The organism is Vibrio sinus, assembly GCF_023634645.1.
In the GTDB taxonomy this organism is placed as follows: Bacteria; Pseudomonadota; Gammaproteobacteria; order Enterobacterales; family Vibrionaceae; genus Vibrio; species Vibrio sinus.
The window spans coordinates 33,097-47,398 of sequence record NZ_JAMKMR010000016.1 but is presented as its reverse complement, the minus strand read 5'-3'; the positions used below and the strand labels follow the sequence as shown (position 1 = coordinate 47,398).

13 protein-coding genes are annotated in these 14,302 nt (G+C 45.2%); 7 read left to right on the top strand and 6 right to left on the bottom strand.

The features are described 5' to 3' along the window. The first annotated feature begins 75 nt into the window (after positions 1-75). The 5 genes from M9194_RS15800 (at position 76) to ubiK (ending at position 6,509) form a co-directional block, all read left to right on the top strand. A complete protein-coding gene (locus M9194_RS15800; RefSeq protein WP_250613654.1) occupies positions 76-1,092 on the top strand; it encodes a YHYH protein in 1,017 nt (338 codons plus the stop codon). A gap of 125 nt (positions 1,093-1,217) precedes the next feature. Continuing rightward, the gene (locus M9194_RS15795) at positions 1,218-1,799 is read left to right on the top strand and encodes a TetR/AcrR family transcriptional regulator (RefSeq protein WP_250613653.1); all 582 of its coding nucleotides are present in this window, start codon (positions 1,218-1,220) and stop codon (positions 1,797-1,799) included. An 18-nt stretch (positions 1,800-1,817) separates the two neighbouring features. After that, positions 1,818-2,924 carry an efflux RND transporter periplasmic adaptor subunit gene (locus M9194_RS15790; protein WP_250613652.1) on the top strand — a complete coding sequence of 369 codons (1,107 nt, stop codon included), beginning with the start codon at positions 1,818-1,820 and terminating at the stop codon, positions 2,922-2,924. An 11-nt stretch (positions 2,925-2,935) separates the two neighbouring features. Beyond that, on the top strand, positions 2,936-6,082 hold the full coding sequence (locus M9194_RS15785; protein ID WP_250613651.1) for a multidrug efflux RND transporter permease subunit: 3,147 nt from the start codon (positions 2,936-2,938) through the stop codon (positions 6,080-6,082). Positions 6,083-6,251: 169 nt separating this feature from the next. Then, on the top strand, positions 6,252-6,509 hold the full coding sequence (gene ubiK, locus M9194_RS15780; RefSeq protein WP_250613650.1) for a ubiquinone biosynthesis accessory factor UbiK: 258 nt from the start codon (positions 6,252-6,254) through the stop codon (positions 6,507-6,509). A 233-nt stretch (positions 6,510-6,742) separates the two neighbouring features. Here the strand turns inward: ubiK and ilvC are convergent, their stop codons facing one another. Beyond that, positions 6,743-8,227 (bottom strand): ketol-acid reductoisomerase, encoded by a 1,485-nt coding sequence (ilvC, locus tag M9194_RS15775; protein ID WP_250613649.1) that lies wholly within the window; start codon positions 8,225-8,227, stop codon positions 6,743-6,745. A 156-nt stretch (positions 8,228-8,383) separates the two neighbouring features. On the opposite strand from ilvC, the gene ilvY reads away from it, so the two are divergent. Next, positions 8,384-9,277, top strand: a complete 894-nt coding sequence (ilvY, locus tag M9194_RS15770; RefSeq protein WP_250613648.1) for an HTH-type transcriptional activator IlvY — start codon at positions 8,384-8,386, stop codon at positions 9,275-9,277. Between the two features lie 8 nt (positions 9,278-9,285). On the opposite strand, the gene hemN is transcribed toward ilvY, so the two are convergent. The 5 genes from hemN to M9194_RS15745 form a co-directional block, all read right to left on the bottom strand. After that, positions 9,286-10,674: an oxygen-independent coproporphyrinogen III oxidase gene (gene hemN, locus M9194_RS15765; RefSeq protein WP_250613647.1), complete on the bottom strand. Its 1,389-nt coding sequence runs from the start codon at positions 10,672-10,674 to the stop codon at positions 9,286-9,288. 152 nt (positions 10,675-10,826) lie between these two features. Continuing rightward, positions 10,827-11,315: a DUF2489 domain-containing protein gene (locus M9194_RS15760; protein WP_250613646.1), complete on the bottom strand. Its 489-nt coding sequence runs from the start codon at positions 11,313-11,315 to the stop codon at positions 10,827-10,829. Positions 11,316-11,324: 9 nt separating this feature from the next. Beyond that, the gene (gene yihI / locus M9194_RS15755) at positions 11,325-11,897 is read right to left on the bottom strand and encodes a Der GTPase-activating protein YihI (RefSeq protein ID WP_250613645.1); all 573 of its coding nucleotides are present in this window, start codon (positions 11,895-11,897) and stop codon (positions 11,325-11,327) included. After that, the gene (locus tag M9194_RS15750; protein ID WP_250613644.1) at positions 11,887-12,534 is read right to left on the bottom strand and encodes a methyltransferase domain-containing protein; all 648 of its coding nucleotides are present in this window, start codon (positions 12,532-12,534) and stop codon (positions 11,887-11,889) included. The genes yihI and M9194_RS15750 overlap by 11 nt, the downstream gene beginning before the upstream one ends. A gap of 236 nt (positions 12,535-12,770) precedes the next feature. After that, the gene (locus M9194_RS15745; RefSeq protein WP_250613643.1) at positions 12,771-13,388 is read right to left on the bottom strand and encodes a c-type cytochrome; all 618 of its coding nucleotides are present in this window, start codon (positions 13,386-13,388) and stop codon (positions 12,771-12,773) included. A gap of 148 nt (positions 13,389-13,536) precedes the next feature. Here M9194_RS15745 and yihA point away from each other — a divergent pair, with 148 nt between their 5' ends. Continuing rightward, the gene (gene yihA, locus M9194_RS15740; RefSeq protein WP_250613642.1) at positions 13,537-14,202 is read left to right on the top strand and encodes a ribosome biogenesis GTP-binding protein YihA/YsxC; all 666 of its coding nucleotides are present in this window, start codon (positions 13,537-13,539) and stop codon (positions 14,200-14,202) included. The last annotated feature ends 100 nt before the right edge of the window (positions 14,203-14,302 follow it).

Sequence of the window (14,302 nt, the reverse complement as noted above, 5' to 3'; positions counted from 1 at the left end):
CCAATACAAATAGAAGCTTAACCGAGCCTCATTTCTACACTAATACAAGAGCTCAGTAATTATATAGGACAAGGAATGAAATCGCACATTACCTTACTCGCTTCCCTTGGCGCCTCTTTCTCCTCCATGGCGAGCTACACAATAACTTCTGGTGATGGAACAGACATTACCGACGTGATATTGAAAAAGCGTAGTGCTCATTGTCGTGATTATGTTGGCCAATATACCGCGACGGCTCGTGATATTAATGAGCGACTCACCAAAAACGCCTACCTTACGATCTCGGTGGACGGAGACAAATGTTCTTTCCAAAGTAATGCCATTCCTAATCATGCTTATAATGACGGCGATCGTTCGTTTCCCAATCAAGTGACAGCGCAGAATCAAAAATTTCAGGTGACTACGAACCCCAAGTTTGCGCCGTCACCCACACCAATATCATTGCGTACTGACAACGCTGTGTTTCTCAATGGTGTAAAAGTCGATTTACTCGCGGCAGGTTGTTATGGCGTAGGCAATGGCAAAATTGGCTGTTTTAATATGGATCAGAAATGGCGATACGACCCCGCTGCCACGTACAGCGATTTTAAAACCGATTCACATAATGCCCATGCCCAGCCCGACGGAACCTATCACTACCATGCCACTCCCAATGCGCTATTTGTGAATAATAACAGTCAAGTCTCACCCGTCATTGGCTTTGCAGCAGACGGCTTCCCTATTTATGGTCCATATTTTCAAAACAACTCGCTTATCCGCGAGGCAAAATCTAGCTATCAACTAAAAAAAGGAGTGCGCCCTTCAGGCTCTGGAAATCCCGGGGGGCAATACGATGGAACGTATCGGGACGATTACGTTTTTGTCTCAGGTTCAGGTGATCTTGATGAGTGCAATGGCATGACGCTCAATGGCCAGTATGGCTATTATGTAACAAGTGGTTACCCATACGTTATAAATTGTTTCAAGGGCACCCCAGATCCATCCTTTAATAAAGCTTCTCCTGGCCACCATTCCCATGAACGGCCAGGGCCGAGAAGGAAACCAGGCCGCAAAGGGCCTCCGCCTCCACCACGAGGGAGTCAATGGAACTAAATAAAGGAAAAGAGACCTAAAAAAGCAATTATTTTTCTCAACCTGCAATCTTTTCTTGCATCTTTATTGTACATTCATACTATAATGAATGAACGTTCATTCACTGACTATTCATGAGCTGATACATGTCTGGTAAGGAAGCAATTGATAAGCGCCAACAAATCTTGGCAGCAGCTGAGAAACTCGTCGCAGAATATGGAGTACAAGGATTCTCGATGCACAAGCTGGCAAAGAAAGCCGGAGTGGCTGCAGGAACCATCTATCGTTACTTCTCCGACAAAGAGCAACTGCTCGACGATGTTCGGCTAAGTGTAATTACGCGTGTGGCTGACGCCACTCAACAAGGCATCAGCGATGAAATGCCACTAAAGCTTCGCTTTCGTACGATTTGGTTCAACATTTGGAAGTTTGCACAATCCAACATTGAAACCATTAGCAATCGAATGCAATACGAAGCGCTTGCCGCCACCCGTCTATACTGCGTGCGCGAGCAGGAATGGAAGATATTCTCAGAAGTGCATAAGTTATTTGATCAAGGGAAAGAACAAGGCTTGTTTAAACCCCTTGATAACGAAATTCTTGCTGTACTAAGTTTCGAAGCAAGTGTAGAGCTCGCCCGCAAGCACTCTCTTGGGTTCTGTGAACTCAATGAAGAGGTGCTTGAAGCGGCGCTGGACGCTTGCTGGGACGCAATAATCACTCACTAATTTGGAGTTCTGAACAGAATGAAAAAGTGGACCTTGATAATGCTATTGATAGCGTTGGTACTGTTTGGCAGTGTTATCGGTATTAATATGTTTAAAGAAAAGAAAATATCGGAATTTTTAGCCAATATGCCTGAGCAAGAATATCCGGTCACCGTCACCACCGCCAAGGCAACGGAATGGAGACCTGTTATTCAAGCCATCGGCTTTATCGAACCCCACCAAGGCGTCACTGTGTCCAGCGAACAAAGTGGCGTCATAAAGAAAATCTCATTTGACTCTGGACAAAAAGTCAAAGCGGGTCAATCACTGGTTACCCTCGACTCAGACATTGAGATTGCCAACCTGCAAAGCTCCGAAGCCAATCTGCCTGCAGCTGCTGCCAAGTACAAGCGCTACAAAGATCTTTACCAAAAAGGCTCTGTATCGCAGGAAGATTTTGATGATGCGCAAGCAAGCTACCTGTCTCTAGTGGCACAAATTAAAAGTCTGAAAGCCACGATTGAGCAGCGTAATATTAAAGCACCATTCTCTGGTGTACTTGGTATTCGCAACGTCTACTTAGGTCAATACGTTCAGTCAGGCACTCAGATTGTTCAGCTTGAAGACACCAGCGTGATGCGTCTCGTGTTCACCATTCCGCAAAATGATATTTCTAAGGTTAAAGTTGGCCAAGAAGTCGATATCTCTGTCGACGCGTACCCCAATCAGATCTTCAAAGGTGCGATCAAAGCCATCGAGCCTGCCGTGGATGAGCAAAGTGGCTTAATTAAAATACAAGCCGACATCCCAAATAGTGACGGCAAGCTACTTAGCGGCATGTTCGCTCGTGCCAATATCTTGCTTCCTGAAATACCGAACCAAATCACCCTGCCGCAAACCGCCATTACCTACAACTTGTATGGCGACAACATTTACATCGTCAAAGATGTGGATGGCGTAAAACGCGTTAAGCAGGAAGTGGTGAAAGTCGGTGAGCGCACTGGTGGTATCGCCCGAGTGCTCAGCGGAGTCAAACCTGGCGACGTAATTGTCACATCAGGACAAGTGCATCTATCGAACGACTCGAAAGTGCGAGTGGTTGAAAGCGATGCGACCAACCCACCAGCCAAAACACCAATGCTGTAATTGGAGGATTCATGCGCTTTACTGATGTTTTTATAAAACGTCCAGTTTTAGCGGTATCGATCAGTTTCTTAATTGCGCTGCTTGGCTTGCAAGCAGCCTTTAAGATGCCAGTTCGACAATACCCTAAAATGACAAACACTGTGGTCACCGTGACCACCAGCTACTATGGTGCGAGTGCTGATACGATTCAAGGGTTCATCACTCAGCCCTTAGAACAAGCCATTGCTCAGGCCGATAACATCGACTACATGACGTCGTCCTCTGTGTTGGGCACATCGACTATTACGGTGAACATGAAGCTCAACACCGATCCGAATGCAGCTCTGGCCGATATTATGGCCAAAGTCAACTCGGTTCGGTCGCAGCTACCAAGTGATGCAGAAGACCCAACGGTCGCCGTATCAGCAGATTCAGGCACCGCGGTGATGTACCTAGGCTTTACCAGTAAGACTTTAAATACCAGCCAATTGACTGACTATTTAGAGCGGGTGATTAACCCTCAGCTGGTCACCGTTTCTGGTGTATCCAAAGTGCAAATGTATGGCGGTACCGATTACGCACTGCGTGTTTGGCTAGATCCTGCCAAAATGGCAGCTCTGAATATAACCGCGAGCGACATCAACAATGTGCTGCAACAAAACAACTATCAGTCAGCAGCAGGACAAGCGACCGGATTATTTGTGCTGTATAACGGCGATGCCGATACCCAAGCAAATAGCCCAGAGCAACTTGAAAGACTCGTAGTTAAAGAAGATAACGGTAACATCATTCGCCTAGGCGATGTGGCCAAAGTCACTCTAGCAAAAAGTCGCGATACCATCCGTGCTAGCGCCAATGGTGAACAAGCGGTGGTTGCCGCCATCAACGCAGCACCAACGGCTAACCCTATTAATATCGCCAAAGATGTTCGCAAGCTGATACCTGATCTGCAAAAGAACCTACCTAGCACCATCCAAATGCGCATCATGTATGACTCAACCATTGCCATTAATGATTCGATTACTGAAGTCATTAAGACCTTGGGTGAGGCGGTACTGATCGTATTGGTGGTTATTACCTTGTTCTTAGGCTCTTTCCGCGCAGTTATCATCCCAATTGTGACCATTCCATTGTCGCTCATCGGTGTGGCGATGGTGATGCAAATGTTTGGTTTCTCGTGGAACTTGATGACGTTACTCGCCATGGTTCTGGCGATAGGCCTGGTGGTGGATGACGCCATCGTGGTACTCGAAAACGTTGACCGGCATATTAAGCTCGGTGAATCGCCATTTAGGGCCGCGATAATCGGTACGCGAGAGATCGCCATTCCTGTTATTGCCATGACATTGACCCTAGTGGCCGTATACTCACCGATTGCTTTGATGGGTGGACTTACTGGCTCGTTATTTAAAGAGTTTGCACTCACCTTGGCAGGATCGGTATTCATTTCGGGTATCTTGGCTCTGACGCTATCGCCAATGATGTGCTCAAAAATGATCAAGGCCAACCAAAAGCCAAGCAAGTTTGAGAGTAAAGTCCATTCGAGTTTAGATAAGCTGACGAACAAGTACGAGAGAGCACTATCGGCTATCATGGATCATCGAATTGTCGTCATTGGCTTTGCCGTTATCGTGTTTGCCGTGCTGCCTGCTTTGTTTAAGTTCATACCAAGCGAGCTGGCACCGAAAGAAGATAACGGTGTGTTTATGATGATGGGTACCGGTGAAGCCAATGCTAACCTAGACTATCTCAGCAACACGATGGAGGATGTGAACAAGATCTTGTCCAAACAGCCGGAAGTGAAATTCTCGATGGTGTTTACCGGTGTACCTGAGTCCAACCAAGCATTAGGGATTGCAACCCTAGTACCTTGGGGTGACCGTACCGCAAGCCAAGCAGAAATCGCGAAACGCGTTGGTGAACAAGTCAAAGACATTCCGGGCATGAGTATTGCTGCATTCCAGCTACCAGAGTTACCTGGCGCTGGTTCAGGCATGCCGATCCAATTGGTCATCTCTACGCCTAACTCGTTCCAGAACTTGTACAGCGTCGCCTCTGACATGCTCAGTAAGATCAAAGCCAACCCTATGTTTGTTTTCTCAGAGCTGAACCTGAACTTCAACTCAGCCACGATGAAAATCAACATCGATAAGGAAAAAGCGGGCGCTTACGGCGTGACCATGCAAGACATTGGTAAAACGTTAAGTACCATGATGTCTGATGCACAGGTTAACCGTGTCAATATTGAAGGCCGCTCTTATGAGGTGATACCACAAGTAGAACGTAAGTGGCGTTTGAACCCAGAGTCGCTCAATCAATATTATGTGCGCTCTTCCAACGGGAAAGAAGTTCCACTTAGCGCGTTTGTGAAAATCAAAATCATCGGTCAACCTCGCTCGTTGCCACACTTTGATCAGCTAAACTCAGCGACCATTAGCGCTGTTCAAGCACCTGGAACCGCCATTGGTACAGCGATCAATTGGTTACAAGATACTGCGGCGACAACGCTACCAAAAGGTTACAACCACACCTACCTAGGTGAGTCTAGACAATACATGGCTGAAGGTAACGCTCTTTACGTCACGTTTGCGCTAGCAATTGCCATCATTTTCTTGGTACTAGCTATTCAATTCGAATCGCTAAAAGATCCGGTGGTCATCTTGGTATCCGTTCCATTGGCAATATGTGGCGCATTGGTGGCACTGGCATGGGGGGCGTTCTTCGGCGTAACGACGATGAACATCTACTCTCAAGTTGGATTGATAACCCTGGTCGGTTTGATATCCAAGCACGGTATCCTAATCTGTGAGGTTGCCAAAGAAGAGCAATTACACAATCAGCGCTCTAAAATGGAAGCGGTCATGATTGCTGCGAAGACGCGTCTTCGTCCAATCCTGATGACAACGGCTGCGATGATTGCAGGTTTGGTACCCCTGCTGTACGCAACAGGTGCTGGTGCACACGCACGTTTCAACATAGGTCTGGTCATCGTTGCTGGCTTGGCAATTGGTACGATATTTACACTATTCGTATTGCCAGTTATCTATACTTTCCTCGCGGAAAAACATAAGCCACTGCCAGTGTTTGTTGAAGACAAGGACTTAGAAAAGCTCGCGCGTATCGATGAAGCGAAAGCGGCGCACAAACAGCTAAAGGATAGAGAAAACCCTTCAAGCTAAATGGAGCTATCTCCGCTTAAAGAATAAAAGGTCACTTTGGTGGCCTTTTTCTTTATCTAAATTTATTCCAGCCAGATAAGAGTGTGGGGTTTGCCTATTGCCAACTAAGCTCGCATCTTGATGTCATTTGGGTATAAAATGTCAGCAAAGATATAGGAGCATTAAATCCATGTTTGATCCAAAAAAGCTTGAGCAAATCGCCAAGCAAATTCATGACTCTATGCCACAGCCTGTGAAAGATTTGGGTACGGACGTTGAACAAAAAGTCCGTCAGGTCATCCAGGGTCAGTTAAACAAGCTAGACGTTGTCAGCCGAGAAGAGTTTGATGTGCAGACACAAGTGTTAATGAGAACCAGGCAGAAGCTGACTGAGATGGAGCAGAAGCTATCCGAACTAGAAGCTAAGCTCAATAAGGACAGTGAATAGCCCCTTTTCGTAATAGAAGAAAAAAGCTTATTAGAACAAAAAAAGCTTGGTCAACGGCGACCAAGCTTTTGTTTTTTGATGTGTTTGGTTTTGTATTTATCGTTAACCAAAAATGTGGCTTATGCCATCTCTACTATATTGATTGACGCTAAGTTAATAATTTTAACCCTTTGTTACAATGACAGAGTTCAAATTTTTACTAACTCGTATTAACAATCACCTGTGGTAAAGAGTTAGCCACCCACGGAAATTCTTTTCATATCAGTCATGTAGCCGCGAAGCTCTTCGCCAATATATTCTACTGGATGATTGCGAATAGCATCATTCACTTCAATCAAACGCGCGTTATCCACTTGATTAGATTGCTCGTTAAGCCCTTTACCTATCACATCAGCGGAAACCGAAGGCATAAATTGCTCGCGCAGCAGTGGTGTTGCAACGTTGGCAAATAGGTAGTTGCCATACTCTGCCGTGTCTGAAATCACCACGTTCATTTCATATAAACGCTTACGGGCAACTAGGTTGGCAATCAGTGGTAACTCATGCAAAGACTCATAGTAGGCTGATTCATCGATGATGCCAGACGATGTCATGGCTTCAAAAGCCAACTCAACACCTGCACGCACCATGGCGATCATCAAGATACCTTTATCAAAGTACTCTTGCTCAGAAATCTCAACATCAGACTCAGGGCTGTTTTCAAATGCCGTTTCGCCCGTTTCTTGTCTCCAACCTAGCAGGTTGCTATCACCATCAGACCAGTCTTTCATCATGGTTCTAGAAAATTCACCGGTGATGATGTCATCCATGTGCTTGTTGTACAGTGGACGCATTAAATCCTTCAGCTGCTCTGATAATTCAAATGCTTTGATTTTGCCAGGGTTAGACAATCTATCCATCATATGAGTGATGCCGCCAAACTTAAGGGCCTCAGTGACCACTTCCCAGCCATATTGAACGAGCTTACCCGCGTAGCCTGCGTCAATGCCTTCAGCAATCATTTTCTCGTAGCAAACGATTGAGCCCGCTTGCAGCATGCCACACAAAATGGTTTGCTCACCCAATAAATCCGATTTAACTTCCGCCACGAAAGAAGACTCTAAGCAGCCTGCACGATGTCCACCTGTACCCGCTGCCCAAGCTTTAGCGATATCCCAACCTTCACCTTTAGGATCGTTTTCTGGGTGAACCGCAAGCAATGTCGGTACGCCAAAGCCACGCTTATATTCTTCGCGAACTTCAGTTCCTGGACACTTTGGTGCGACCATGACAACAGTAATATCCTCGCGAACCTGCATGCCTTCTTCGACAATATTAAAGCCATGTGAATAACCCAGTGCTGCCCCCTGCTTCATCAGTGGCATCACTGTTTCAACAACATTGCTGTGTTGTTTATCAGGTGTAAGGTTAATCACTAAGTCTGCTTGTGGGATGAGATTTTCATAACTGCCGACAGTGAAACCGTTATCCTTGGCATTCTTAAACGATTGGCGCTGCTCATCAATGGCAGCTTGACGTAAGGCATAAGATACATCGAGACCTGAGTCACGCAAATTCAGGCCTTGGTTTAAACCTTGCGCGCCACAACCAACAATTACTATTTTTTTACCTTTTAGATAATCTGCTTCACTAGCAAATTCTTCTTTATCCATAAAGCGGCAGCGGCCTAGCTGATCTAACTGCTGGCGTAGGTTTAACGTATTAAAGTAGTTCGCCATTTTCTTATCCTAATCGTCATTGTTTAAATGATGCCTGTTGGTAATCAACTCACCAAAAGCAAAAAGTGAATCCCATATTAGTACCAACACAAGCTTGCTTAAAGTGATATATTTACAAGAAGTCATTGCAAGTTTTGCAACATGGATAAACCAATAATGAATCTAAAAACACTGTCCATATTTATTCACCTCTGTGATAGTCGAAGCTTTCAAAAAAGTGCCTTAGCCATGCACATGAGCCCTTCTGCACTCAGTAGGCAGGTGCAGAAATTGGAAGAGCAAGTTGGGCAAGCCTTGTTTATTCGCGATAACCGCTCGGTCGAGTTGACCAATGCGGGCAGCAAATTGCTTCCAGTGGCCTTGAAAATCGTCTCAGAATGGCAACAGTACCTAGCCGAGCTCAACCAAGACACCCGTATCCTCACAGGTGAAGTGCGCTTTTTTTGCTCTGTTACCGCCAGTTATACGTATTTGCCGGCCCTTCTCTCTGAGTTTCGACTGCATCAGCCTTTGATTGAATACAAACTCTCGACCGGCGATCCCGCCCAGGCCATAGAAAAAGTCATGAGCGATGACGTCGACCTAGCACTATCGGCGATGCCAGATTCCTTACCACCAAAGCTCGAATTTAAAGTAATTGCTGAAATGCCTTTTTCTATCATTGCGCCAGGTGGGGTCAGTAACTTTGGTGAAGAGTTGCAAAAAGACAAGCCCAACTGGACTCAAGTGCCTTTCATTATCCCCGAAGCAGGAGCGGCGCGAGAGCGAGCGAATAGCTGGTTTAAGCAGATGAAATTTAAGCCGAAGATTTATGCTCAAGTGGCAGGCCATGAAGCCATTGTCAGTATGGTGGCACTAGGGTGTGGAGTCGGTATTGTCCCGGATATCGTGGTATCAAATAGCCCAGTGAAAGATAATATTCAACGACTGAAAGTCGAGCCTATCAAGCCGTTTAAACTGGGGTTGTGTTGCCAACGAGCCAATTTGAGTGACCCTTTGATTCAGGCACTATGGAAAATCGGCTCAAACAGCGTGATGTTTGCCAGCTAACTCTATCGCTAGATCACTTTAGAAAATTGCTGCTGATGCTGCCTCTCGCGCAAATATCTATCGAAACACATACAAATATTGCGAATAAGCAGTCGGCCACGCGCCGTTACTACAAGCTCGTGATTGCTTTCAGTGACGAGTTGGTCGGCAATGAAAGGCTCAAGTAGTGCTAAATCCTGCTTAAAATAGCGGTCAAACTCTATCTTAAACTTGTCGTTTACCTCAGTTTTGCTCACATGGAAGTTGCAGATCAGCTGCTTAATCACATAACTTCTCACCAAATCATCTTCATCTAGCACCACCCCACGCCACAAAGCATGCCGCTCTTCATCGACTTGAGTGCGATACTCTTTAAGATTTTTACGATTTTGTGCGTATGCGTTACCGATCATCGATATCGCCGACACACCAAAGCCAACTAAATCAGAATCACCTTGAGTCGTATACCCTTGGAAGTTGCGGTGCAACTTGCCATCTCGTTGAGCGACAGCCAATTCATCGTCGGGAAGGGCAAAATGATCCATGCCAATAAACTGGTATCCGGCTTGAGTGAGTGTTGCTATGGTATTTTGCAATATCGCGATTTTTTCCTCGGCCGAAGGTAGGTCTTGCTGATTGATTTTTCTTTGTGCAGCGAACGCCTTAGGCATATGAGCATAGTTAAACACCGATAGACGATCCGGCCTTAGGCTTAACACTTTGAACAGTGTCTCAGCAAACGAAGCCTGGCTTTGCTGAGGAAGACCGTAAATCAGATCAAGGCTGATTGATTGGAAATTAAGTTTTCTCGCCCGATTAAACAAGGCGACAATGTGCTGTTCGTCTTGTTCACGATTCACCAGCTTTTGTACCGTTTTATTGAAGTCTTGTACCCCAATACTTAAGCGATTAAACCCTTCATCAACCAAATGGTCGAGTCTATCTAAGGCGAACTCGCGCGGATCGACTTCAATACTAATTTCAGCGTCAGCTTGAAAGGCGAATTCCTCTCTTAGCGTATCCATAATGCGACTAAGCTGTTCTTTGGTTAAATAAGTCGGTGTTCCACCACCAAAGTGCAACTGCACAACTTGTCTGCCTTGAAGAAGAAAAGCGCGCTGTCTGATCTCGTGCACTAGAACATCGAGATACTCATTCACCTTTTGTTCTTGGCGAGTGATGAACTTATTACAACCACAGTAGTAGCATAGGGTATGACAAAATGGGATATGTATATAAAGCGAGAGCGGCCGCTCTGGAAACTGAGTACACGCCATGTCTAAATCGGAAATAGTAAAAACTTCGTGTAACTCTAGTGCTGTTGGGTAAGAGGTATAACGAGGGCCCGAATAGTTATACTTTTCAATAACTGACTGATCCCAAACTGCGTTTTGACCAAACTCAACTTGCTGAGACATATAAGCATTCCATCTTTAACTAAAACCTAGGGCCAGCGCCGCTTCTTAAGCACACCATACTTCGCCACTGTGAACAACTTAAGCCAAAAATTCATTTCGCGCTGCTATCGTGGTCACTTAATTGCTATCACTTGCGAGGAATTGTACCGCATTTAGACCATCTGGATAGTAATTTGATCATTTAATGGCTTAACGCGGTTTTTTAGTCGCGTTAGCTCACTGACAATAGCATCATTTAAGCGAGCTTCTGCTTTACTGCGTGCCAAGTTTTGCTTCATACGATCTTTTTTAGCCAGTTTTTGTCGCTCCTCTCCACGAGGCATGTCTTTAACTATCTCGTAAAGCTCACTGGTCGCTGGGTATTCGCGTGCAAAGTCGACACGCTCATCGCCTTGTACATAGTCCATGATGTTATACACACGAATACTGATTTCAGATAAGTCACATTGCCCTTGTATACCAGCCATACACAAGGTATTGACGTTGTCATAAATATTGGCGTTACGCTTATTGATCGCCAGTTGCTGATGCTTGGCTTTCAACTGATTTTGCTTTTTCAGCAACAGTAATAAGTAACCAGCATAAATTGCTAGGCCGAGTATTATCAATCCGCCTACCGTGGCGAGTAACGTAACGTTCATCCTAAACCTCTATTGGTTGAAATCATCCAAGTCTAAATTTTCAAATCGGTCGAGTAAGTCTTGCTCGCCAACCGATGATTTTTTATCGGCTTTTTTGCTGCTCGCCGTTGCTTGATCTCGTTGAGGCTCTTCTTCTAGCATCTCATCTTCGGTCAATAGACCTAACTGGCTCATCAAGGCTTCAATGCGATCCAACTTTTCGTCTACATAGCGTTGCAAGCCAGAGCCTAGCTTTTCACCTTGTTCAAGACGCGCAAGCAATACATTGAGCTGAGCATCATTTTCTAGCATCTCAAGCTCTTTCTCAGCTGAGAGCTTCTTCTCTTGTTTTGTTGGTTTTTTGTTATCAACAACCAAAGGTATTTTCTTCTGGCTGCCCAAGCGAGGATCACGCTTTTGTTTACCCATTGTGGTCGCCGATTCGGCAGACTCTGAATGACGGCTACCCGTTTTTAAGCCTTTGCGCTTTTTCAATTTCTTACGTAGACGGCCTTCAACATCAGACTCAGTTCGATTGCGAGTAACAATCAAATCTACATCACCAGTAGAACCTGGTTTTCTAGATTTCTTTTTACGACTCATTACTGGTTTTCCTCAGTAAAATTACATCATTACCTATAAATTCTAGGTGGAGTTTGTCCCGTTTTGCCAAGAATTCAAATGTTTCACGACTAAAAAAGACCACATGGGTCAGATCATTTTTATAATGCCACTTTGAAAACGCTTCTACATCCTTGACTAATTTGGTCATTAGACCCAGCCAGCCACCCATTTTTAGCAAGCCCAGCCATTGTTGCCAAACCGCTCCTGGATGATACAGATGCTCAATCACCTCAGTTGCGGTGACATAATCATACTGATTATGCAAACTACCTTTATCTGGGTAAAAGTACACATCGTACAACGCCGTTGTATGGCCCAGATCGCTCAACATGAGAGATAAAGTTGGTCCTGGGCCACAGCCAAAATCCAACCCATGCGAATTAGCTACCAGTTTATTCGCCAGCGGATTAACCAGTCTAGACAAAAACTTTCGATAGCCTATGTCAGAGGCATCATTCTCATGTAAATCGTATTCTGCTTTTTCTTCTGCAGGCGCCAAACGCTGCTTAGGATCGACAAATACCAATTGACAATCGAAACATTGAAAATAGTCACGACGTTTATCTGAATGATAATGCCTTGTGTCTGTTGATTGGCATAATGGACAGTGATACATCTTCTGTTCCTTTCTCGGGGATGCGAAACATACCAGAAATCATCACAGGTGTGGAGTGCTATTGCTCTTTTTTTCAACAAATCGGCTCAACGCACCCTGCCCTAAATAGAAACAAAGGTTAATGAGGGAATAAAACAAGAAGGGAAGCAAACAAAACACCTCAACGGCACTTGAGGTGTTTTCATATCGTATCGCTAGGAGACAACATCAACTAATGGTATGAATGGGATAAGACGTTAATGCAATCCACCGACATACTGCGAAAGCACTGCAATGTCTTCATCAGTTAACTTTTTCGCGATATCTCGCATGATGGCATTCATATCATTGGCTCGGCTACCTTGCCGGTATTCCTCTAACTGAATTTTAATGTACTCCGCTTGCTGGCCAGAAAGCCTAGGAAAACCGGACAATTCACCGCCATGGCCTCTAGGTCCATGGCAGGCGATGCACGCCGTCAGGCCTCTTTCTTCGTCGCCACCGGAGTATAATGCCCTGCCTTGCTCAACCACATTTTCTGGCGTTGTGCCTTCTTGTGCAGGAAGAGAAGCGTAGTATGCGGCTAAATCTGCCATATCTTGTTCAGATAAAGGCAATGCCATGCCACTCATGACAGGATTGTACCGACCTTGTTTACCACTGGTCTCCATACCCAGCTTTAAATCTTTGAGCTGCTTGAACAAATACTTTTCATGTTGACCCGCTAGGTTGGGGTAAATCCCTAGCAAACTGTTACCATCAGGACCATGGCAAGCGGCACAAGATTCGGATTTTGCCTTACCAGCTTCGATATCACCTTGAGCCCATAAAGGCCCGCTAGCTAAAAGGCTTACGATTAGCACTAATTTCTTCATGACATTCCATTATAATTATCTGGCTTCCATTACCACTCCGCTGCGTCACTCATGCTACAATAGGCGACTTTATGCCGAGCATGATTATTTTACACATAATCCCATAAAAGTGATCAATCAATAATACAAAGTCGAGATGGAGTTAACAGTGAGCGCCAAAATTAAGTATCAAAACACGCATTTCATCACCAGTGCGCCGGATATCCGACATTTACCGGAAGATGAAGGTATTGAAATTGCGTTTGCTGGTCGCTCCAATGCGGGAAAATCCAGTGCATTGAATCGACTCACCAATCAAAAAAGTTTAGCCAAAACCAGTAAAACGCCGGGCCGGACCCAGCTTATTAACTTATTTAAGGTCGACGAAAACTGCCACATCGTCGATTTGCCTGGCTATGGCTTTGCCCAAGTGCCGCTGGAAATGAAAAAGAAATGGCAAAAATCATTAGGCGAATATCTACAAAAGAGAACCTGTCTCAAAGGGCTGGTTGTGCTAATGGACATACGCCACCCAATGAAAGATCTCGATCAGCAATTAATCTACTGGGCAGTGGATTGCAACATTCCAGTTCAAGTGATGTTGACCAAAGCGGACAAGTTAAAAAGTGGCGCGCGCAAAGCACAGGTGTTGAAGATCCGTGAGGCTGCACTCGCCTTTGGTGGCGACGTGCAAGTTGATGCTTTTTCTTCATTGAAAGGTATTGGCGTGGATGTACTGCGTAATAAACTTGACCAGTGGTTCGCTCCCGCATTTACTGAAATGCTGGAGGATGAAGACCTTGAAGATGATTCCATTGACGATATGGATAACTGAGAACCCCTAGCCGATTAATCTCGCCGAGCCAGCACCTAGCGTGTTGGCTTTTTTATGTTGCTTCGTTTTATTTGCGTCAGATCCTAGCTAGGCAGCTGCG

What these genes read in the sequence shown, in the direction of transcription:
- M9194_RS15745 (WP_250613643.1), bottom strand. Translation starts at nt 13,388, where the DNA reads ATGAAGAAATTAGTGCTAATCGTAAGCCTTTTAGCTAGCGGGCCTTTA.
- M9194_RS15785 (WP_250613651.1), top strand. Translation starts at nt 2,936, where the DNA reads ATGCGCTTTACTGATGTTTTTATAAAACGTCCAGTTTTAGCGGTATCG.
- ilvY (WP_250613648.1), top strand. Translation starts at nt 8,384, where the DNA reads ATGAATCTAAAAACACTGTCCATATTTATTCACCTCTGTGATAGTCGA.
- ubiK (WP_250613650.1), top strand. Translation starts at nt 6,252, where the DNA reads ATGTTTGATCCAAAAAAGCTTGAGCAAATCGCCAAGCAAATTCATGAC.
- M9194_RS15795 (WP_250613653.1), top strand. Translation starts at nt 1,218, where the DNA reads ATGTCTGGTAAGGAAGCAATTGATAAGCGCCAACAAATCTTGGCAGCA.
- yihI (WP_250613645.1), bottom strand. Translation starts at nt 11,897, where the DNA reads ATGAGTCGTAAAAAGAAATCTAGAAAACCAGGTTCTACTGGTGATGTA.
- ilvC (WP_250613649.1), bottom strand. Translation starts at nt 8,227, where the DNA reads ATGGCGAACTACTTTAATACGTTAAACCTACGCCAGCAGTTAGATCAG.
- M9194_RS15760 (WP_250613646.1), bottom strand. Translation starts at nt 11,315, where the DNA reads ATGAACGTTACGTTACTCGCCACGGTAGGCGGATTGATAATACTCGGC.
- hemN (WP_250613647.1), bottom strand. Translation starts at nt 10,674, where the DNA reads ATGTCTCAGCAAGTTGAGTTTGGTCAAAACGCAGTTTGGGATCAGTCA.
- M9194_RS15750 (WP_250613644.1), bottom strand. Translation starts at nt 12,534, where the DNA reads ATGTATCACTGTCCATTATGCCAATCAACAGACACAAGGCATTATCAT.
- M9194_RS15800 (WP_250613654.1), top strand. Translation starts at nt 76, where the DNA reads ATGAAATCGCACATTACCTTACTCGCTTCCCTTGGCGCCTCTTTCTCC.
- M9194_RS15790 (WP_250613652.1), top strand. Translation starts at nt 1,818, where the DNA reads ATGAAAAAGTGGACCTTGATAATGCTATTGATAGCGTTGGTACTGTTT.